Origin of the sequence: Myceligenerans indicum, from assembly GCF_016742955.1 — a bacterium.
In the GTDB taxonomy this organism is placed as follows: Bacteria; Actinomycetota; Actinomycetes; order Actinomycetales; family Cellulomonadaceae; genus Myceligenerans; species Myceligenerans indicum.
Window position 1 is genome coordinate 1 of sequence record NZ_JABBYC010000060.1, and the last position, 20,061, is coordinate 20,061.

The 20,061-nt window shown below is 72.4% G+C and carries 20 protein-coding genes; 5 read left to right on the plus strand and 15 right to left on the minus strand.

All coding sequences use genetic code 11. The features are described from left to right. The 3 genes from HGK34_RS19875 to HGK34_RS19885 form a co-directional block, all read right to left on the minus strand. On the minus strand, nucleotides 1–3,472 hold a 3,472-nt coding region (locus HGK34_RS19875), incomplete at its 3' end, for a type I polyketide synthase (RefSeq protein ID WP_201850695.1). 7 nt (nucleotides 3,473–3,479) lie between these two features. Beyond that, entirely contained in the window at nucleotides 3,480–4,289 is an 810-nt protein-coding gene (locus HGK34_RS19880) for an alpha/beta hydrolase family protein (protein WP_201850696.1), read from the minus strand. Then, a complete protein-coding gene (locus HGK34_RS19885; protein WP_201850697.1) occupies nucleotides 4,261–4,515 on the minus strand; it encodes an acyl carrier protein in 255 nt (84 codons plus the stop codon). The genes HGK34_RS19880 and HGK34_RS19885 overlap by 29 nt, the downstream gene beginning before the upstream one ends. A 586-nt stretch (nucleotides 4,516–5,101) precedes the next feature. Between HGK34_RS19885 and HGK34_RS19890 the strand changes: the two genes are divergently transcribed. Next, nucleotides 5,102–5,512: a hypothetical protein gene (locus HGK34_RS19890; RefSeq protein ID WP_201850699.1), complete on the plus strand. Its 411-nt coding sequence runs from the start codon at nucleotides 5,102–5,104 to the stop codon at nucleotides 5,510–5,512. A 74-nt stretch (nucleotides 5,513–5,586) separates the two neighbouring features. Here the strand turns inward: HGK34_RS19890 and HGK34_RS23020 are convergent, their stop codons facing one another. The 3 genes from HGK34_RS23020 to HGK34_RS19905 all read right to left on the minus strand — a co-directional run bounded on the left by HGK34_RS23020 (nucleotide 5,587) and on the right by HGK34_RS19905 (nucleotide 7,752). Continuing rightward, nucleotides 5,587–5,868, minus strand: a complete 282-nt coding sequence (locus tag HGK34_RS23020) for a 2TM domain-containing protein (protein ID WP_201850701.1) — start codon at nucleotides 5,866–5,868, stop codon at nucleotides 5,587–5,589. Next, the gene (locus tag HGK34_RS19900) at nucleotides 5,865–6,674 is read right to left on the minus strand and encodes a MerR family transcriptional regulator (RefSeq protein WP_201850702.1); all 810 of its coding nucleotides are present in this window, start codon (nucleotides 6,672–6,674) and stop codon (nucleotides 5,865–5,867) included. The genes HGK34_RS23020 and HGK34_RS19900 overlap by 4 nt, the downstream gene beginning before the upstream one ends. A gap of 70 nt (nucleotides 6,675–6,744) precedes the next feature. Further along, the gene (locus HGK34_RS19905) at nucleotides 6,745–7,752 is read right to left on the minus strand and encodes a LacI family DNA-binding transcriptional regulator (RefSeq protein WP_201850704.1); all 1,008 of its coding nucleotides are present in this window, start codon (nucleotides 7,750–7,752) and stop codon (nucleotides 6,745–6,747) included. Between the two features lie 227 nt (nucleotides 7,753–7,979). Between HGK34_RS19905 and HGK34_RS19910 the strand changes: the two genes are divergently transcribed. Continuing rightward, nucleotides 7,980–8,408, plus strand: coding sequence for a helix-turn-helix domain-containing protein (locus HGK34_RS19910; RefSeq protein ID WP_201850721.1), 429 nt, complete (start codon nucleotides 7,980–7,982; stop codon nucleotides 8,406–8,408). A 10-nt stretch (nucleotides 8,409–8,418) separates the two neighbouring features. Continuing rightward, on the plus strand, nucleotides 8,419–8,898 hold the full coding sequence (locus tag HGK34_RS19915; RefSeq protein WP_201850706.1) for a VOC family protein: 480 nt from the start codon (nucleotides 8,419–8,421) through the stop codon (nucleotides 8,896–8,898). Nucleotides 8,899–9,158: 260 nt separating this feature from the next. Here HGK34_RS19915 and HGK34_RS19920 read toward each other — a convergent pair whose 3' ends face one another. The 3 genes from HGK34_RS19920 to HGK34_RS19930 form a co-directional block, all read right to left on the minus strand. Continuing rightward, complete coding sequence (locus tag HGK34_RS19920; RefSeq protein ID WP_201850708.1) at nucleotides 9,159–9,347, minus strand: DUF5302 domain-containing protein; 189 nt, start codon at nucleotides 9,345–9,347, stop codon at nucleotides 9,159–9,161. Between the two features lie 121 nt (nucleotides 9,348–9,468). Beyond that, nucleotides 9,469–9,981 (minus strand): transcriptional regulator NrdR, encoded by a 513-nt coding sequence (gene nrdR / locus HGK34_RS19925; protein ID WP_201850710.1) that lies wholly within the window; start codon nucleotides 9,979–9,981, stop codon nucleotides 9,469–9,471. Between the two features lie 226 nt (nucleotides 9,982–10,207). Continuing rightward, nucleotides 10,208–10,831, minus strand: a complete 624-nt coding sequence (locus tag HGK34_RS19930) for a LysM peptidoglycan-binding domain-containing protein (protein ID WP_201850712.1) — start codon at nucleotides 10,829–10,831, stop codon at nucleotides 10,208–10,210. A gap of 178 nt (nucleotides 10,832–11,009) precedes the next feature. Here HGK34_RS19930 and lexA point away from each other — a divergent pair, with 178 nt between their 5' ends. Next, the gene (gene lexA, locus HGK34_RS19935) at nucleotides 11,010–11,774 is read left to right on the plus strand and encodes a transcriptional repressor LexA (RefSeq protein ID WP_244666981.1); all 765 of its coding nucleotides are present in this window, start codon (nucleotides 11,010–11,012) and stop codon (nucleotides 11,772–11,774) included. 42 nt (nucleotides 11,775–11,816) lie between these two features. Here the strand turns inward: lexA and HGK34_RS19940 are convergent, their stop codons facing one another. From HGK34_RS19940 to hflX, 3 genes are all read right to left on the minus strand, one after another. Then, the gene (locus HGK34_RS19940) at nucleotides 11,817–12,779 is read right to left on the minus strand and encodes an L-lactate dehydrogenase (RefSeq protein WP_201850725.1); all 963 of its coding nucleotides are present in this window, start codon (nucleotides 12,777–12,779) and stop codon (nucleotides 11,817–11,819) included. Nucleotides 12,780–12,885: 106 nt separating this feature from the next. Then, complete coding sequence (locus HGK34_RS19945) at nucleotides 12,886–15,051, minus strand: ATP-dependent DNA helicase (protein WP_201850713.1); 2,166 nt, start codon at nucleotides 15,049–15,051, stop codon at nucleotides 12,886–12,888. A gap of 211 nt (nucleotides 15,052–15,262) precedes the next feature. Beyond that, the gene (gene hflX, locus HGK34_RS19950) at nucleotides 15,263–16,795 is read right to left on the minus strand and encodes a GTPase HflX (RefSeq protein WP_201850714.1); all 1,533 of its coding nucleotides are present in this window, start codon (nucleotides 16,793–16,795) and stop codon (nucleotides 15,263–15,265) included. A 214-nt stretch (nucleotides 16,796–17,009) separates the two neighbouring features. On the opposite strand from hflX, the gene HGK34_RS19955 reads away from it, so the two are divergent. Beyond that, nucleotides 17,010–17,630, plus strand: coding sequence for a class I SAM-dependent methyltransferase (locus tag HGK34_RS19955; RefSeq protein ID WP_201850715.1), 621 nt, complete (start codon nucleotides 17,010–17,012; stop codon nucleotides 17,628–17,630). A gap of 115 nt (nucleotides 17,631–17,745) precedes the next feature. Here HGK34_RS19955 and dapF read toward each other — a convergent pair whose 3' ends face one another. The 3 genes from dapF to HGK34_RS19970 all read right to left on the minus strand — a co-directional run. Then, the gene (dapF, locus tag HGK34_RS19960) at nucleotides 17,746–18,681 is read right to left on the minus strand and encodes a diaminopimelate epimerase (protein WP_201850716.1); all 936 of its coding nucleotides are present in this window, start codon (nucleotides 18,679–18,681) and stop codon (nucleotides 17,746–17,748) included. Next, nucleotides 18,678–19,697: a tRNA (adenosine(37)-N6)-dimethylallyltransferase MiaA gene (gene miaA / locus HGK34_RS19965; protein WP_201850717.1), complete on the minus strand. Its 1,020-nt coding sequence runs from the start codon at nucleotides 19,695–19,697 to the stop codon at nucleotides 18,678–18,680. Before miaA ends, dapF begins: the two co-directional genes overlap by 4 nt. 90 nt (nucleotides 19,698–19,787) lie before the next feature. Beyond that, nucleotides 19,788–20,061 (minus strand): hypothetical protein (locus HGK34_RS19970; protein ID WP_207193607.1); only part of this gene is annotated, 274 nt, incomplete at its 5' end.

Here is a 20,061-nt window from a genome sequence, read left to right on the forward strand (position 1 = left end):
CCTTATCGTCGGCAGCGTCAGATGTGTATAAGAGACAGGCCGGGGCCGGGGCCGGCGCCTCGGAGGTCGCGGCCTCGTAGAGGGCGTCGGCGACGGTGCCGCCGAAGGCGTCGGTGGTGGCGGCCGGTGCGAGCGCCCGCGTCTGCCGGGCGGGGACCGAGGGGGTGGTCGCCGTGATCGTCGCGGACAGCGTCCGCTCGGCCTCGGCCGTGCTCTCGCCGTTGCCCGCTCCGGCGCTGATCAGCCGGTTCACCGCGACGTGCGTGTCTCCGACGGCGGTGGCCTGGCGCACCACCTGTTCGACGGCGGCGACGTCGATGCCGTCGCGGGGCGGATCCTGCAGGACCCCGAGAAGCGCCGCGCTGACCTGCTGCTGCCCGGCGAGGAACGCGGCGTGCACCTGCCACTGCTCACGGGCGAGCGCGACGTGGGCCTGGGACTGGGACTGGGACTGGGGGGACTCGACACTCATGGACTGCGCCTCACTCGTGGTCTCGTACGTCTGGGAACGGTCGCTCGTGCTCGGGTGGGTCATTCGTCGGTCGGGGGTGGTGTCGCGGGAGCCGGCCACCAGGGCGGTGCCGGGTCGTACGGCGGCGGCCGGTGCCGCCCTGTGCGCCGCCGGGCCGGATGCCAGGCTGAGCTCGTAGGGCTTGGCGAGCGCCTGCTCGTACGCGGCACGACGCTGGTCCGGGACGTGGTTCATCCCGGTCAGGTAGACCGCGGGTCCCCGTCCCGCCGGGGCGGGGCGGGAGGGCCGCGCGTCGGGCGAGCGCCAGGCGTTCAGCGCGCCGGCGACGACGAGCTGGGCGATCCCCTCGGACAGCGCGTGGTCGGCGGTCTCCGGGTTGCCGGCGTCGAGCGCCACCACGAGGGCGTCGGTGTCGTCGCCGAGGATCGAGCGCACCAGGCGGCCCAGGACGTGTCCTGGCCCGCACTCGACGAAGACGCGGATCCCGTCGCGGTACATCTGCTCGACGACACCGACGAAGTCCACGGGCTCGGCGAGCTGGTCGACCAGCGTCGCGGCGTTCGCCGCCACGTCGTCGCCGTACTTCGCGCCGGAGGTGTTCGTGTAGACGGTGCCCCGCGTCGGAGCCCCCACGGGACGGTCCGCCACCGCGTCGCGGAACCGGTCGCGCGCACCGGCGACGATCGGGGTGTGGAACGCGGCAGCGACCGGAAGTGGTACCACGCTCACGGACTCGGCGTCCGCGCGGCCCACCAGCGCGTCGATGGCATCGCTCGGTCCGCCCACGACGTGCTGGGTCGGGCTGTTGAAGTTGCAGATCCGCAGGCCGGGGATGTCGGCGACGAGCCGCTCGGTGGTCACGCGGTCCGACAGCACGGCGGCCATGGAGCCCGGGTCCCCGCTGTCCTGCGCGGCCCGGGCCATCGCCGACCCCCGGGCGGCCGCGAGGGGGAAGTAGTCCTCGTCGCCGATCGACCCGGCCGCCCACAGGGCGGTGAGTTCCCCGAAGCTGTGGCCGGCGAACCCCTCCGCCTCCAGCCCGAGCCGTTCCAGCAGGCGGGCGTGTCCGGCCGACAGCGCACCGATGACCGGCTGCGCGTTGTCGGTGGAGCGCAGGCGCTCCTCGTCCTGGCGCCGGCCGGCCGCCTCGAAGCGCGGGGCGGGGAACGCGACCCTGCCCAGGTGCTCGAGACCGGGCGTCCGCACGGCCTGCTCGAACGCGTCCAGCAGCGTGGGCTCACGCAGCACGGCGGCAAGGCCGGGGTTCACGTACTGGCTGCCCTGGCCGGCGAAGAGCAGCCCGGAGCCGCCGTCGACGGCGCGGGGCCGGTAGACGATGCCCGCCTGGTCGTGCCAGGCGCGGTCCGGCTCGGCGCGAAGCCGCTTCACGGCCGCGGCACGCAGTGCCTCCAGCTCGTCCTCGTCCTTCGCGACGACGGCGATCCGGGGATCTCCGGGCGGGATCGGGGTGCCGGAGGCGATCCCGCTCTCCGAGGCCTCGACCTCGCCGGCGAGCGCGTCGGCGGACGACGCCGTCCAGACCCGCACCTCCGGCCGCCGCAGGGCGCTGCCGATCCGGCGGGAAGCGGGGTGCTCCTCGAGGACCACGTGGAAGTCCGTGCCGCCGAACCCGAACGACGAGAGCCCGGCACGCCGCACGGGGCGCTGGGCCGACGGGAGCCACGGCCGCGGCTCCGCGCTCACGTGAAGCGGCCCGTCCCCGAACACGTCGGCGGGCCGCTCGATGTTGATCGTCGGAGGGACGACCCGATGCTGCAGCGCCATCGCGAGCTTGATGAGGCCGGCCGCGCCGGCGGCGGCCTTGGTGTGCCCGATCTGGGACTTCACCGATCCGACCGCGATCTCGCCGTCGCCCGCGCCCTCCTCGCGCAGGACGTCGGACAACGCGGACAGCTCGGTCGCGTCCCCGACCGCGGTGCCGGTGCCGTGCGCCTCGACCAGCCCGATCGTGGACGCCTCGCAGTCCGCGTCGGCGTACGCACGGCGGACGGCGAGCTGCTGACCTCCGGGAGCGGGCGCGTAGATCGACTTGTGCCTGCCGTCGCTCGCGGACCCGATGCCGCGGACCACGGCGTAGATCTGGTTGCCGTCACGTTCGGCGTCCTCGAGCCGTCGCAGCGCGAGCATGCCGATGCCCTCGCCGATGAGCGTGCCGTCGGCACCGGCGTCGAAGGGACGCACCTCGCCGCTCACCGAGAACGCGGGCGTCTTCGAGAAGCAGAGATACATGAAGATCGTGTTCTCGGCGTCGCAGCCGCCGGTGATCATCGTGTCGGCGCGGTGGTCGACCAGTTCCGCGGCGGCGGCCCGCAGTGCGCCCAGCGAGCTGGCGCAGGCGGCGTCGACGGTCATGTTCATCCCGCCCAGGTCGAACCGGTTGGCGACCCGGCCGGCCACGACGTTGCCGAGCATCCCCGGGAAGGAGTGCTCCTCCCACGGGGCGAACGCCGCGCGGTAGCGGGTCGCAAGCTCCTCGGCGTCGTCCTCGTCGAGCCCCATCGACAGCGCCGCGCGCTTCAGAGCGGGCGTCTGCAACCGCGCGGAGAGCGGCTGCGTCAGCTGGTTGGCGCCGGTGACGCCGAGCACCACGCCCGTGCGCCGGCGGTCGTACCACTCCTGGTCGGCGTGCGCGTCGTGCAGCACGTCACGGGCGACGACCAGGCTCAGCAGCTGCAGCACGTCGGTCACCTCGAGCTGCGCCGGAGGGATGCCGAAATCGATGGGGTGGAAGGGGACGGGGTCGAGGAATCCACCGCGTGTCGCGTAGGTCTTGTCGGGGGCCGTGCGGTCCGCCGAGTAGTGGTCGTCCGGGTCCCAGTGGTCGGCGGGGACCTCGGTGATCGAGTCGACCCGGTCGACGATGTTGTTCCAGTAGCTCTCGGTGCTCGTCGAACCGGGAAACAGGCTCGACATGCCCACGATCGCCAGCGGTGTGCGAGCCAGCCTGCGATCGAGCCCGTCGTGCGTGGTGGTGCTCATGGTTCCCTCATTCCCGGCCGGCGAGGCGCATGGCTTCGGCGGCGATCGTCGTGACGGATGCGGTGTCGGTGAGCATGGAGTAGTGGTCGCCGGAGCAGTCCACGACCCGCAGGTCGTCGCTGAACTCCTCCCAGCCGTTCGCGGGTGCCTTCGGAACCAGCCCTTGTCCCGGCTTCACGAGGTGCGCGCGCACCGGGCGGGGGGCTCGCGCGGCGCCCGCTATCCGGAAGTTCCGCTCCAGGCCGGCCGTGTAGGCACGGGACAGCATCCGGAAGCCGCCCCGGCTCGTGTCGGGCGGGAGCGCACCCGCGGCGAGCGCCGGCTCGTACAACTCGTCGAGCCCTCCCGCCCAGGACGCCCCGGCGGGCGGCGGGAGCGGCTTCCCGGCCCGCCAGCCGAGGTAATCCGCGAACCAGCGCGGCACCTCGTCGCGTGCCGCGCCGACGTCGGACACGGGCGCGACGGTGTCCAGGAGCAGCAGCGGCGTGCCGGGGGCGGTGCGCTCGGCCGCGACCGCGGCGACGAGCCCGCCGAACGACCATCCGGCGAGCAACGCCACCGCGCCGCCCGACGCGGCACGTCGCGCCACGGAGTCGGCCAGGTCCTCGAGCGTGGGGTCGGGTGTCCGGGGGTCGAGGCCGGCATGGGCGTACGCCCGGTCCGCGGAGAGGTCGACGACGTCGAGGACGACGCCGGTGAGCTCGGCCGCGAGCCGCTCGTACGCCGTGACGGGCAGCGTGCCGGGGTGGACCAGGAGCATCCGTGGCGGGTGGGCGGCCCCGCCCGGGTCAGCGTGCCGCAACTTCTTCGGCGACATGCTCGGCGAGCTGCTCGATCGTCGGGTAGTACCAGAGCGCCGTGGGCGGGATCTCGAACCCGAGCCACTCCTCGAGCTCTCCGGCGAGCACGAGCGCCTCGGTGGAGTCGAGCTCGAACTCGTCGAAGTACTGGTCGGTCTTCACGTCCGCCGGCTTCATCTCGGCTCGGACAGCGATTTTCTCGACCAGCCAGCGCTGGATCTCGGGGGCGTTGCGGTGCTGCATCAGTCTCCCGTTTCACTAGGTAGTGACGCTATCGCGATGAGGCTACAGAAGGGGCTCACACGCCGAGAAGGGGCGTGACCAAGTCGTGACAATCCGCATATTTAGCCTGGTAGTTGTGGACATATGAGTCCGGATCGAGCAGCTTGCCTCGGGGGCGTTCCACTAGAGAGCTTCACTATCGAAATCGACGATAGTCAGTGGATATATCACCCAGATGAACACCACGAAACGCGCGGCGAAAACCTGTACCGGACGGCCGTCCAAGCGTTCGCACAGCCGTTCGCCACCCGGGGCGCCGAACAGCCCGCAGCCCCCGCGGAACGACACCCACCACCCCGGCGGCCGGCACTGCGGCGGGGCACGGGAGCCACGCGGGGCACGACCCGGGGCGCACGCACGGGCAGGCGGTCGCGCGGCACGCCGTCGTGCGCACGAAGCCCAGCCATGGCGTGAGTGTAAGCACCTTGACGGGCGTTTGCGAACCGTGTTCTATAACATCGTTACGCCCCCCGGATCGTCCGCGGAGCGCTGCCGCGGCCGCGCGACGCCGGTCGGCCCACCCCTTGCGAAAGTTAGGAACCCGACCATGCTCGAACTCTCCGAGAGCGCCCGCATCACCGCCGGCATCGTCCTGCTGACGATCGTCGGCATCGAGTCCGGTGGCTTCTTCCTCCTCCGGATCGCGACCGGAGGCGTCGCGGCCACCGACTTCCAGAAGACCTTCTACCGAGCCGGACACGCCCACGCGGGCGTCCTGGTGACCCTCGGCCTGCTCTGCCTCGCGCTCGCCGGGGCGACGAGCCTCACGGGCCTCTGGTACTGGCTCGGCGCCTCGGGCGTGCTGATCTCGGCGATCCTGCTGCCGGGCGGGTTCTTCTTCAGCGCCATGGGGGCCGGCCGCACCGAACCCAACGGGCTCAAGGTGCTGTTCCCCGCCGGGGCGATCTTCCTCGCTGCCGGTGTCGTCACCCTGGCGGTGGGTCTACTGACCGCCTGAGACACCCGCGACACGACTCGCGCCGTGCCGGCCGCCGAGCGGCCGACACGGCGCGAGTTGCTTCCTGCCCCGCTTCAGCGGTTGTCGCGACGCAGGCGTTCCATCTCGCGCTCGACGTCCTCGGGCCGGACCCGGAACGGGAACCGCCCGTAGAGCGCGAGGCCCCAGGCGAGAGCGGCGATGCCCATCCCGAGCGCCGGCCAGACCGGCCAGAAGTATCCGCCGGGCGTGGTCAGCACCCAGATCAGGACCATGCCCGCGATGGCGAGCGCCCAGAAGGCCACGACGGCCTTGTACACGGTCTTGGCGATGACGAGAGCGCGAGCGCGCCGCTCCAGCTGTGCCTCAGTACTCACGTTCCGGCTCCTTCATGGTCGGTGTCGTCGGTGTCGTCCGTGGCAGCGATAGCGGCCGGAGCTGCCGGGGCGTCTGCGGCGGCCACGGAATTCGCGGAGTCCGCGACGCCGGCGTCGGCCGGGGCCTGCGTGGCGGGCGGGGCGGGGAACCCGACCCCTCCCGAGTTGTTCGCGGTCCTGATCTCCAGGCCCCGCTCGTAGTGGGCGATGCGTCGCAGGGCGAGCAGGACCGGCTCGTAGAGCGCCGTCCCGAGCACCGCGAACTCGAGCGCCGCACCCGGGTCCCCCCAAGGAACGCGTGCGAAGTCCGCGGCCGCGACGTCCCGTGCCGCGGCGGCGTAGGCGCGGATCTGGTCCGGGTCGATCGTGACACCGGCCTCGGCCGCGAGGGAGAGCGCGGAGTCGAGCTGCTCCACCACCGACGAGTCCGCCGCATACGTGAAGCCCAGCTCGTCCAGCACGGCCATGGCGAGGTCCGGCGACCCTTCACCGCCGCCGGACCCGCCCGTGCCGGTGTCGGCGAGACTCCCGGTCGCGGGAAGCGCCGCGGTCGCCCGTCCCATCGCCTGCACGACCGTCTGGTCACGGTCGCCGATGATCGCGAGAACCTCGCGCACCTGGCTGATGGACGCGCCGAGCACGTGCACGAGTCCGCGCACGAGCCGCACCCGGGCGAGGTGGGTCTCGTCGAAGGCTGCCTGACGCGCGTTCACGGCGACACCAGGATGAAGCAGACCCTCACGCAGGTAGTACTTGATCGTCGCGACACTGGTGCCCGAACGCTCCGCGAGCTCCGAGATTCGCATGGATAGCAAAACTATCCTTACGATCGGCAGCCGCGCAAACCCGGGTACCCCGGTACGGAGTTCGCCGGTCTCACGCCGGGTACCGCGCCGCCGAGCTCTCTCGCTCGACGAGGACCGGAACGCGCTCCGTGACGGAGCCCCCCTCGACCGTCCGGCCGAGTTCACCCAGCAGCAGCTCGGCGGCGCCGCGGCCGATCTCGTCCGCCGGCTGCCGGACCGAGGTCAGAGGCACCGCCGCATACTCCGCGAACGGGATGTCGTCGTACCCGACGAGCGCGACCTCCGAGGGGATGCGGGTCCCCGCCGTCAGCAGCGCCTTCTGGATCCCGATCGCATGCATGTCGTTGGCACCGAACACGGCGTCGGGGCGATCCCCCTCCGGCAGGCCGAGGATCTCGTGACCGACCTTGTCCCCGTCGACGAGGCTGAGATCCGGCGAGCGAACGACGGTCACGCTCACCCCGGCATGGCGCTCCGCCTCCGACCGGAAGCCCTCCTCGCGCAGCATCGTCTGGTTCACACCGCTCGGGCCCGTCGCCAGGAGCAGACGGCGCCGGCCCTGCTCCACGAGGTGCTCGGCCACCGCCCGGCCACCGGCGACGTGGTCGACGCCCACCCCGGGGAGGACACCGAGCGGATCAACCTGATCGACGAGTACGACAGGAGTACCTCGACGGCGCAGTCCGTACAGGTCGTCGATGTCGCCGGACGGTGCGACGAGCACGGCGTCGAACCGCATCTGCTCGAAGAGCCCGAGCAGATGCGCCTGCTGCTCCGACGACTCGTAGGAGCTCCCCACGACCACCGACAGCCCTGCCAGGCTCAGGCTCCGCTCGGCCGCCCTGACCACCTGGGCGAAGAAGGGGTTCGACGCGTTCACCACACAGATGCCGACGATCCCGGACCGGCGCCATCTCAGCTGCCGCGCCGAGAGGCGGGGAACGAAGCCCAGCTGCTCGATCGAGGCTCCGATGCGGCGTGCCGTCGCCGGGGCCACCTTCGCCGGGCGATTCAGGTAGTTCGACACCGTCGCCACAGAAACCTGCGCGTGCCGCGCCACGTCGTTGATCGAAACCATGCTGACCTCTCGGATGACAGTACGGAAACCGTACCGGGCACGCGCTTCCCCCAGGACCTCGCCACCGTCCGGCTCCCCCGCCGGCCGCCCCGCCCCGCCTCATGCCGGCGCCCTGGTCGCCGAGGGCAGCCGGTCGCACCGCCGGGCTCACGGCACCGTAGGCTGGCCGCGTGACCTCCGGCATGTCGAGCCGCCCGGTGACGAGCCGCCCGGTGACGAGCCGCGCGATGTCCCCGCAGGAGCGGGAGAACCGCCTGCTGCTGCGGGCCCGGGACGCCGTCGAGCGTGACTACGCCCAGCCGCTCGACGTCCCCGCGCTGGCCCGGATCGCGCACGTCTCACCGTCGCACTTCACGCGGAGGTTCAAGGCGGCCTTCGGGGAGACACCCCACCGGTACCTGCAGCGACGCCGGATCGAGCGCGCGATGGCGCTGCTGCGCGACACCCCGGCCCCGGTGACCGACGTCGCGCTGCTGGTGGGTTTCAACAGCCTGGGAACGTTCAGCCGTACCTTCGCCGGCATACTCGGCGTCTCCCCGAGCGAGTACCGGCGCCGGGTCCGGCAGGTCGCGGCTCCTGTCTGCTTCACGAAGAGCTGGATGCGGCCGGCGAGCCGAGTCGTTTCGGAGAAGCACGCCGTCGTCGACCCGCCATAGCGTGGCAGCCATGTTCCAGAAGATCTCCATCACCTCCGTCTACGTCCTCGACCAGGAGGAAGCCCTCGCCTTCTACGTCGGCAAGCTCGGGTTCGAGGTGACCAACGACGTCGACCTGGGCTTCATGCGCTGGCTGACCATCGCGCTGCCCGCCGACCCCGACCGCCACCTGCTGCTCGAGGTGCCGGGCCCGCCGGCGCTGAGCGACGAGGTCGCGGCCCGGGCCAGGGACCTGCTGACCAAGGGGGCGCTCGGCGTCGCCTGCATCCTCACGACGGACGACTGCCGCCGCACCCACGCGGAACTGAGCGCCGAGGGCGTGGAGTTCACGGAGGAGCCCACGGAGCAGCCGTACGGCATCGACTGCGCGCTGCGCGACCCGTTCGGCAACCACATCCGGATCACGCAGCCGGCCGCCGTTCCGGCGGAGGTGGCCCAGGCGGACATCGATCGGTGGAAGGGCGAGCAGAAGACCTCGCGCCGACCTTGAGCGTCGCCCTGACGTCGTTCCGGCGGCCTCCGCGCGCCGGTCCCGACTGACGCGGCGGCGGCGACGCCTTCGGACCGTTCCGGGCCGGCCGCATCACCCCGGGATCGCCGCCGCACTCCTGGCGCCGGACCCCCGACGACGCGCCACCCGCCGGACCGATCATCTCCGCTGTGAACGCCGGTGCGGCAACACAGGTCAGTCCGCACACAAAGGCCGCCGACCAGGTCAGACACCCGGTCGGCGGCCTCGATCGATCAGCCTCAGCCGCTCTTGCGGCGGAACATCTTCTGCACCGGGCCCGTGGTCTCCGGTCCGTGCACCGCGCCGGTGTTCCGCTCGGCCTCGGCCGTGCGGTGGTGCGCCTCGTTCTTGCGGTCCAGCGCCTCGCGGAACCTCGCCTTCGCGTCCTCGCTCGGTGCCGTGCCGCGTTCGTCGTTCTCGGACGTCATGCCGACCACCTCCTCCTCGTCTCAGGATCCCTGGCCGGGTCCGTGCGACCAGCGTCTCCCGGACGGCGGTGAGGCGCCAGCTCTTTCTCCCCGGCGATCCGCACGCGGTGCGGGGGTCGCGTCACACCAGCCCGGCGCCGGGAGCCTCCGCCGCACCGTCCGGCACGGGTTCGCGCGCGGCCTGGGCCTCGGCATCCTTGCGCAGGTCGGTGATCGCCGCCTCGAAGTCCTCCAGGGAGGAGAAGTCCTGGTAGACACTCGCGAAGCGCAGGTAGGCCACCACGTCGAGCTCCCGCAGCGGACCCAGGATGGCCTTGCCGATCTCGTTGGCATCGATCTCCGCGCTGCCGGTGCTGCGCAGTGTCTCCTCGACCCGCTGCGCGAGGAGCGCCAGGTCGTCGTCGCTCACCGGCCGTGGCTGGCAGGCCTTGCGCACGCCTGTGGCGATCTTCTCCCGCACGAACGGTTCCGTGGCGCCGGACCGCTTGACCACCGTGAGACTCGCCGTCTCGATGGTGGTGAAACGCTTGTGGCACGCCGGGCACTCCCGCCGGCGGCGGATCGACGAACCATCGTCCGACGTCCGCGAGTCCACGACGCGCGAGTCGCTGTGACGACAGAACGGGCAGTGCATGCTGTCTCCTGCGGGCTCGGCCATCGACCGGGTGGTCCCGGCCAGGACTTGACCGTATGCGGGCAAACCGCACCCATGCAACACGACTGCAGCGATATGGCGGAGAACGTTGCCGACCTCACTCCGTCAGGGACGGTCCGCCGCCGCATCCGCCTCCGCGTCTGCCTCTGACTCCGCCTCTGACTCCACCTCTGGCTCCGCGGCGATCAGCCCCCGCCCGGAACCGTCAGCCCACCGGGACGTAGAGCGTCTGCCCCACCATCAGGCCGCCGCTCGGCAACCGGTTCAGGTCTCGCAGCTCGCGCACGACGTCACGCACGTCCTGCCCGGGCTCCGCGACGGAGGCGGCCACCCCCCAGAGGGTGTCTCCCGGCTCGACGGCGTGCGGCCGCACCTCGACGGGGTCAGCCGGCGAGGTCGCGACCGCCGTCGCACCCCAGACCAGCGGCGCCGCCAGGACCAGCGCGACGAGCGTCACGGCGACCCGGCCCCGCGCGGTCAGCCGCAGGCCCTCGAGACCGAGACGGGCGGCGAGGGTTCGGCCGCCACGGCCCGGGGACATGCCTGCGCGAGGGGCCCGACGGGGAAGCACGGCCGGACCCGCGCCCGGCCTCTCCTCGGCGCCCGGCCGGACCTGACCCGGGCGGACACGACCCGGCAGGAGCAGGGCCGGGCGGGGCAGAGACGGCCGGGACAGAGACGGCCGGAGCAGGGCCGGGCCGCGCGGGGCCGGGGCGACGGCCTCCTCCTCGAGCGGTGGCACCACCTTCAGGTGGCGCTCGTCCGCCCGGGGATGCGCGCTCCGTGAACGTCCGCGCCCGCGGAGCTCGAGCGTGGTCGTCGTGCTCATGACCGCCTCCTGAGATAGCCTGTCGAACACCCGTTCATCGCACATATGTACGACGAACACCCGTACCATTGTGTAGCACGCAACACCGTTCGTGTCGAGCCACGCTCGAACATCCGTTTGAGATTCGCCATGACCCGATCTAGAGTTGGCGACATCAAACGACGAGGAGGGCCACAGCATGACGGGACGTGAGAGGACCCCGGGCATGATGCCGGGAAGCCTGGGCAGCGTCGGCACGATCGCCCGGAACGACGAACCGCTCGATCTCGGTGACGCCGCCGAGCGTCTGACCCCCCGCCAGCGCAAGGTGCTGACTTGCATCCGCGAGTCCTTCGAGGCGCGTGGCTACCCGCCGTCCATGCGCGAGATCGGGGACTCCGTCGGCCTCGCGAGCCCGTCGAGCGTGAAGCATCAGCTCCAGGTCCTGGAGCGCAAGGGCTTCCTGCGCCGGGATCCGAACCGTCCGCGCGCGATGGAGCTCGTCGATCCGCAGTCGGGTGCGCGGCAGAACCCGCAGTCGGGCGAGGTCCACTGGGGTGGGGCCGCCGAGCAGTCCGAGTCGGCGCCGGCCGCGTCGTACGTCCCGCTGGTCGGCCGGATCGCCGCCGGTGGGCCGATCCTGGCCGAGCAGGCCGTCGAGGACATCTTCGCGCTGCCCCGGCAGGTCGTGGGCGACGGTGAGCTGTTCCTGCTCAAGGTCGCTGGCGACTCGATGGTCGATGCCGCGATCTGCGACGGCGACTGGGTCGTGGTGCGTCGCCAGAACGTCGCCGAGCAGGGCGAGATCGTCGCGGCGATGATCGATGGCGAGGCCACCGTCAAGACGTTCAAGCAGGCCGACGGCCATGTGTGGCTGATGCCGCAGAACGCCGCCTACGAACCCATCGCGGGTGACGAGGCGCAGATCCTCGGGCGTATCGTCGCGGTCCTTCGCAGCCTGTGACGCACCGCCGGGTCAGCACACGAGCGCTGACCCGGCGGCCCGTCACAGCCCGAACCGTCGCTGCGTCGCGCGTACTCTCTCGGCCGAGGCGCGCAGGTCACGCAGCTCCTCGTCGGAGAGCGGGACCTCGATCGTCTCCGTGGCCCCACGCCGGTCCACGAGCGCGGGAACGGAGAGGCACACGTCCCCGATCCCGTAGTAGTCCTCCAGGTGCGAGGACACCGGCAGCACCCGGTGCTCGTCCTTGAGGACGGCTTCGATGATCCTGGTCGCGGCGAGTCCGATCGCGTAGTTCGTCGCCCCCTTGCCGCCGATGATCCGGTAGGCCGACTGCACGACGTCGGCCGCGATCTGGGACCGGAGCTCCGCATCCAGCGCGGGCCTCCCAGACAGGCCCTTCCACTCCAGGAGCGGTACACCACCGATCGACGCCGAGCTCCACAGCGCGATCTCCGAGTCACCGTGCTCGCCGGCGATGTAGGCGTGCACGTTGCCGACCGCCACCCCCGCCTGCGCCGCGATCGCGGCGCGCAGCCGCGAGGTGTCCAGCACGGTGCCGCTCCCGAACACCCGCTCGTGCGGGAGGCCGGAGTACTTCTGTGCGGCATACGTGACGACGTCGACGGGGTTGGTCACCATCAGGAAGATGGCGTCGGGCGCCACGCCGACGAGCGCCGGCATGATCTTCCTGGTCAGGTTGACCGTCGACTCGGCAAGGTCGAGACGCGTCTGGCCGGGCCTCTGCTTGGCCCCGGCGGTGACGACCACGACGTCGGCCCCCTCGCACACGGCGACGTCGTCGGAACCGACGATCTGTGCCTGTGGCACGAACATCTGGCCGTGCTGGAGATCGAGCACCTCCGCGTCGACCTTCTCCCGGTTCACGTCCAGCAGCGCGACGGTGCGGGCGGTGCCGCGGGCAAGCGCCGCATACGCGAGAGTCGTCCCGACCGCGCCGGCGCCCACGACCGCCAGTTTGGTGGTCCTGTCGGTGGGGTGGTGCATCGCGGTGGCGGCATCGACTGTTGCCACGGTTCCTCCTGTGAGGGTGTTGTGCGTGGTGGACCGGCGCAGCGAGCTGCGGTCGCAAGCGTTGCCGTCGGGCGGGGAACTACGAGTCGAGCCTGGCCAGTGCGGCGCGGACGAGTGCCGGATCGGTCGTGGGCCAGAACGCCGGCATGGAGCGCACCAGGAAGGAGGCGTACCGGGCGGTGGCCAGGCGCGGGTCCAGCACGGCGACGACACCACGGTCCTGCGTCCCACGGATCAGGCGGCCGGCCCCCTGGGCGAGCAGCAGCGCCGCGTGCGCCGCGGACACGGCCATGAAGCCGTTCCCGCCGGACTGCTCGATCGCGCGGGCGCGGGCCGCCTTCACCGGGTCGTCCGGGCGAGGGAAGGGGATCCGGTCGATGAGGACCAGCTGGCACGACGGGCCGGGCACGTCGACGCCCTGCCACAGCGACAGGGTTCCGAACAGGCACGTGGCCGGGTCCTCGGTGAACTCGCGTACCAGGGTGGGGAGCTGGTCGTCGCCCTGTGCCAGGATCGGCACGTCGAGCCGTTCGCGCATCGCCTCGGCGGCCGCTGTGGCGGCACGGCGCGACGAGAACAGCCCGAGCGTCCGGCCGCCCGCGGCGGTGACGAGGTCGGCGATCTCGTCGAGCTGGGCGTCCGTGGTCGGCTCACGGCCCGGCGCGGGCAGGTGGCGGGCGATGTAGCAGATGCCCTGTTTCCCGTAGTCGAACGGGCTGCCGACATCGATCCCTTTCCACGCGGCGGCCTCACCCTCGGTATCCGGCCCGGAGCCGCTCGCCCCGTCACCGCCCCCGGCCTGGGGACCGAGTCCGAACGTGCTCGCGATCGGCTCGAACGTGCCGCCGAGGGCCAGGGTGGCCGAGGTGAGCACGCCGGTCGCCGCGCCCAGCAGATGGGTGCGGATCAGCCCGGCGACGTGCAGCGGTGCCGCGTGCAGCCGAGAGACCGACTCCCCGAAGCCTCCCCAGCCCGAGTCCGGCCGGTTCAGCCACAGCACGTCCGCGGTCGTGTCCTCGGCTGCCATCCGCTCGGCCACCTCGAAGAGCTGGAGGACGGCGCCCTGGGCCATCTTCAGCCCGGGGTCGGCGTCATTGCCCGCCCCTGCTGAAGGCCCCTTCTCACCCTTCTCCGGTTTCAGCTCGCTGAGCACCGACCGCGCCGCGTCCCGCACCCCGCCCACGGCGTCCCTCAGTTCCCCTTCCAGCCCTTGCGGGAACCTGTCGGCGGACGTGGTGACCAGGAGCGTGCCGAGCCGGGTTCCCGCGTCCTCGAGTGCCGTGGTGTCGGCGGCGCCGTGTCGGCGCGCCAGCCGTGCGGCGTGCTCCACCGACGCCGCGGAGAGCTCCACGGTGGCCGACGCCGTGACGCGGTCCACCAGCTCGTGCGCCTCGTCGACCACGACGACGTCATGCTCCGGGAGCACGTTCGGGTTCCCGGAGGCCGCGATACCGAGCATCGCGTGGTTCGTGACCACGACATCGGCGTCGCGGGCGGCCGCGCGGGCCTGATCGGGGAAGCACTCCGCCAGCAGCGGGCACTTGCTGCCCAGGCATTCCAGAGCGGTGACCGACACCTGCCGCCACGCCTTGTCCGGCACGCCGGGCACGAGGTCGTCCCGGTCGCCGCTGTCCGTCTCGGCGGCCCAGGCATGCAGCCTGCGGACCTGATCCGCGAGAGAGGCGCCGTCGTCCCGCCCACGCCGTCCGCGGGCCGGTGTGCCTGCGCCGCTGGAGGCGCGGGTGGGCTCGGGGGCCGCGTGGTCCTCCGCGCCGGGCAGGTCGAACAGGGTCGCGTCGTCGCCGGGGTACCCGCCGGCGACCTTGTGCTTGCACAGGTAGTTGTGCCAGCCCTTGAGCAGGGCGATGCGCGGCGGCCTCGCCAGCCGCGGCGCCACCGCCTCCGCGACGAGCGGCAGGTCGCGCGTGATCACCTGCCGTTGCAGGGCCAGCGTCGCGGTGGAGACGACGACGCGGTCCCCCGCCGACACCGCGTGCCGGACCGCGGGGACAAGGTAGCCGAGCGACTTCCCCGTGCCGGTCCCGGCCTGCACCAGCAGGTGCTCGCCGGACTCGATGGCCTGGGTCACGGCCCGCGCCATGTCGTGCTGCCCCTCCCGCCGCCCGCCGCCGAGCACACCGACGGCAAGGTCGAGCAGGTCATCGACCTCGGGAACGTCGGTACTGGTGGCAGGCGCGTCAGCGGGGATGGTCACGGCATCGATCGTACGGCCCGGCACTGACATCGACGAAGGGTGCAGCACAGGGTGCGGGCCGAGGAACGAGGCACACGCCCGCAGCGGAACCCGAGGAGACGTCACGAGCAACACCCGCATCGACGAAGGGCGCAGCGCAGGGTGCGGGCCGAGGAACGAGGCACGCGCCCGCAGCGGAACCCGAGGAGATGCCACGAGCAACACCCTCCTCGACGAAGGGTGCAGCGCGATGCGGGCGCCGCTACGACGCCGCGAGGGCCGCCCGGTTCAGCTCGGCGGCGAGCTGCTCGTCCACACGCCCGCGGACCAGGGTGCCCGTGGCCACGTGCTCGGTGTGGTCGATGTCCCCGTGTTCGTGCACGCGGTGCACCAGGTCCCCTCGCGAGTAGGGCACCACGACGTCGATCTCCACGCCGGGGCGGGGCAGGTCGGCCGCGATCCGGGCGCGCAGTTCGGCGATCCCCTCCCCGGAGTGGGCGCTGACCACCGCGGTGTGCCGCTCACGGCGCTGGATCCGACCCACCACCTCGGGGTCGGCGACGTCGGCCTTGTTGAGCACCACGATCTCGTGCACGGTGTCGATCCCGGGGATGTCGGCGAGGACCTCGCGCACGGCGGCGATCTGTCCTTCCGGGTCGGGGTGGGAGGCGTCGACGACGTGCAGCAGCAGGTCGGCGTCGCCCACCTCTTCCAGGGTGGAGCGGAACGCCTCGACGAGCTGGTGGGGCAGGTGCCGCACAAAGCCGACGGTGTCGGCCAGGGTGTAGACGCGGCCGTCCTCGGTCCGTGAGCGCCGGATGGTCGGGTCGAGGGTGGCGAACAGGGCGTTCTCCACCAGGACGCCGGTGCCGGTGAGGGCGTTGAGCAGGGAGGACTTGCCGGCGTTGGTGTACCCGGCGATCGTCACGGCGGGGATGGCGTTGCGCCGCCGGTTGAGACGCTTGGTCTCGCGGGCGGGCTTCATGGCGGCGATCTCGCGGCGCAGCTTGGCCATGCGGTTGCGGATGCGGCGGCGGTCGAGCTCGATCTTGGTCTCACCGGGTCCGCGGGAGCCCATTCCTGCGCCCGCGCCGCCGACCTGGCCACCGGCCTGGCGGGACATGGACTCGCCCCAGCCGCGCAGACGGGGCAGGAGGTACTCGAGCTGGGCGAGTTCGACCTGTGCCTTGCCCTCCTTGGACTTGGCGTGCTGGGCGAAGATGTCGAGGATGAGCGCGGTGCGGTCGACGACCTTGACCTTGATGACGTCTTCCAGCGCGCGACGCTGGGAGGGCGCGAGTTCGCCGTCGATGACGACGGTGTCGGCGCCGACGTCGCGGACGATGTCGGCGAGTTCGGCCGCCTTGCCGGAGCCGAGGTAGGTTCCCGGGTCGGGCTTCTGCCGGCGCTGCAGGAGGCCGTCCAGGACTTCGGAGCCCGCGGTCTCGGCGAGGGCGGCGAGTTCGCGCATCGAGACCTCGGCCTCGCGGGAGGCTGCCTCGCCGCCGGCGTAGAGGCCGACGAGGACGACCTTCTCCAGGCGCAGCTGCCGGTACTCGACCTCGGTGACGTCGTCGAGTTCCGTGGACAGACCGGCGACGCGGCGCAGGGCGCTGCGTTCCTCCAGCTCGAGCTGGTCGCCGTCGTGCGCGGCGTGGACGGTCTCCCCCTCGGATCGCGCGGTCCCCGCCCGAGCGAGCACCCGCGCCACGACGTCGTTCGCGATCGCCTGGGCGCCTCGCGGGTCGTCCGGCTCGGTGGCCGAGGCTTCGGGTTCGGTCGGGACGTGGGTCATGTACTGCCTTCCTCCGGGTGATGTCCTGTACAACAAGGATCCCACGTGTTCTCGTCCCGGTTCCACGGGAATTCCGCCGCGGTGTCGCGGGACGGTGCGCCGCGGCTTCCGGAGGCGGTACCGGGGGCGTCTCGTGGACGACGCCGGGCGGGTCCTCGCGCGGGTCGGAGACGCGGCTACGGGGCCGCGTCGCCGCGTCTCCTAGGATCGGAGGGTGCCTCAGGACGACGTCGGACCTCACGACCACTACTTCAGCGCGCAGCCGGCCTCGGCCGCGGATCTGCGCACCCTCACCGTACGGATCGCGGGGCGTGAGGTGGAGGTCGAGGTCGCTGCGGGCGTGTTCTCGCCGGGCGGTATCGACAAGGGGACGCGAGTGCTGCTGGAGGAGGTTCCGGCGCCGCCGGACGGGGAGCTGCTGGACCTGGGGTGCGGCTGGGGCCCGCTGAGCCTGACCATGGCCTCGGAGCGGCCTCATGCGCGGGTCTGGGCGGTGGACGTGAACGAGCGGGCCCTGGATCTGGTCCGCCGGAACGCCGAGCGGCTGGGCCTGACCAACATCCGTGCCGTGACTCCCGACCAGGTGCCCGACGACGTCCGGTTCTCCGCCCTCTGGTCCAACCCGCCGATCCGGGTGGGCAAGGTCGTGCTGCACGAGCTGCTGGGCCGGTGGCTGCCGCGGCTCGCTCCTGGCGCGGATGCCTGGCTCGTGGTGCAGAAGAACCTGGGGGCGGACTCGCTCGCCCGCTGGATCACGGACGAGCTGGGCCTGTCCACCACCCGAGCCGCGTCGTCGAAGGGGTTCCGGGTCCTGCGGGTCTCGGAGACCGGCTGACGGAGGCCCGCGTGTCGCTGCGGGACGTGTCGTGCACGTGCGCGGAGCTGCACGACGGGCCTGGCCGGCACAGGGGGCGCCCGACGGCCGCCCTGTCCCCGCGCCCGTGCGGGCGTCAGACGGTCAGCGTTCCCGTGAAGACGAGCTCTGCGGGGCCGGCGAGCTCGACGTGTCCGTCGCGCAGGGCACGGACCCGCACCTCGCCACCGGGGATCTCGACGAACCAGGTGTCCGGCGCGGTGTCACCCTGCCAGGCACGCACCGCGAGCGCCGCGGCGCAGGCGCCGGTGCCGCAGGACTGCGTCTCCCCCACGCCTCGCTCGTGCACGCGCATGCGGATGCGGCCGGCGGGCTCGCCGCTCGGCGCGCGTTCGTCGCCGAGCGGCACGACGAGTTCGACGTTGGTGCCGTGCGGCGGCGGGGGCGCGACCTCGGGAGCCGTGGTCAGGTCGAGCCGTTCCAGCTCGTCCAGGCTGGACAGCGCGACGACGGTGTGGGGGTTTCCGAGGTCGACGGAGAGTCCGGGACGCGGGGCGTCCCAGCCGTGCACCACCACTCCCGCGTCGTATCCGGCGTCCCGCGCCTCGTCCCCGCCCGGCAGCGACCAGGGGCCCATGTCCACCGCGTACCAGCCGTTCGACTCCTTGCGCACGCGCTTCACCCCGGCACGGGTGCCGAGGGCGAGGCCGGACTCGCCCCGCCCGCGGCCGCGGTCGGCCCCGAACGACGCATAGCCGAGCCGCTCGGCGAACGCCGCGAAGACACGTACGCCGTTGCCGCACATCTCGGCGACGGAGCCGTCCGCGTTGCGGTAGTCCATGAACCAGATCGCCGCGGGCTCCTCGGCGAGGATCTCGTCCGCGATCTCCTCACCGGCCGCGGCGACCGAGGCGGTGGGGGCGAGGCGGATGACGCCGTCGGCCCCGATGCCGCCGCGCCGGTCGGTGAGGCGGCGCACGAGTTCGCCGTCCAGGTCGAGCTCGTCCTTCGGGTCGGCCACGAGGACGAAGTCGTTGTGCGTGCCGTGTCCCTTGGTGAACTCGATCTTCATGCGCCAAGACTACGGCGGACGGGACCCTCGGCGGGACGGGGCAGGGATCCGGAGTCGGCCGCGGCCACGACGGCGAGCGCGTCGTCGAGCAGCGTGGGCGAGCCGGCGTCCAGCCATCGCACCCGCGGGTCCCGGCCGAACCAGCCCATCTGCTTGCGGGCGAGCCGGCGCGTGTTCGCCGCGATCGCGGCGCGCGCCTCGTCCGCGCTGGTCTCACCGCGGAACCAGGCGAGGATCTCGGCGTACCCCACGGCACGGGCCGCGGTCGCGCCGAGTCCGGTGCCGTTCCCGCCCTGCTCCGGCGACGCGAGCCGCCGCACCTCCTCGACCAGTCCGGCGTCCCACATGCGGGCGACGCGTGCCTCGACCCGCGCGTCGAGGGTCTCGCGGTCGCAGTCGAGGCCGATCTGCACGGCGGGGCGCACGTACTCCTGTCGCGGCAGGTTCGCCGTGTAGGGGGCCCCGGTGAGCTCGATGACCTCCAGGGCGCGGACGATGCGGCGGGTGTTGGCCGGTCCGATCGACTCGGCCGCCGCGGGGTCGCGCTCGGCGAGTTCGGCGTGCAGGGCACGGCGACCCTCGTGCTCGGCGCGTGCCTCCAGCCGGGCCCGGATCTCGGGGTCGGTGCCGGGGAAGTTCATCTCGTCGAGCAGTGCCCGCACGTACAACCCGCTGCCGCCGACGACGACGGCACGTGCGCCGCGGGCGTCGATGGCGTCGAGGTCGGCTCGGGCGGCGTCCTGGTAGCGGGCCACCGACGAGTCCTCGCGCGGGTCGAGCACGTCGAGTTCGTGGTGCCGGATGCCGCGGCGTTCGTGCGGCGCCACCTTCGCCGTCCCGATGTCCATCCCCCGATAGAGCTGGTAGGCGTCCGCGTTGACGATCTCTGCGGGTGCCCGGCCACGGGCCGGTCCGCCGGTGGCGGCGGGCCGTTCGGGGCCGAGTGCCTCGGCGAGGTCCAGCGCCAGGTCCGACTTCCCGGTGGCGGTGGGCCCCACGACGGCGACGACGATCACGCTCGTGACCCTATCTCCGCGCGGGCCGCGCCGTGGCGGCTCGGCGTGTCGATGCCGTCACATCTCACGTCTCGCCCGGGGCGCACGGTCTCAGCCGGGCGCGCAGAGCGTCAGGCGGTACTCGGCCGGCAGGTGCTCGTGCTCCTGCGGGAAGGTCCGGGTGTGCCGGGACCAGAGGTCCGCACCGGTGGCGGCCAGGACGGCCGCGACACCCGGCGTGAGCACGTCCGGCTCGTGCGGAGCGGTCGCCGCAGGTCCGGGCCGTCCTCCGGCCGTGACGACGAGGGTTCCGCCGGCCGCGAGGTGCCGTTCGGTCACGGCACCCGGAGCCGCCTCAGGCTGGGCCTGTCTCTTATACACATCT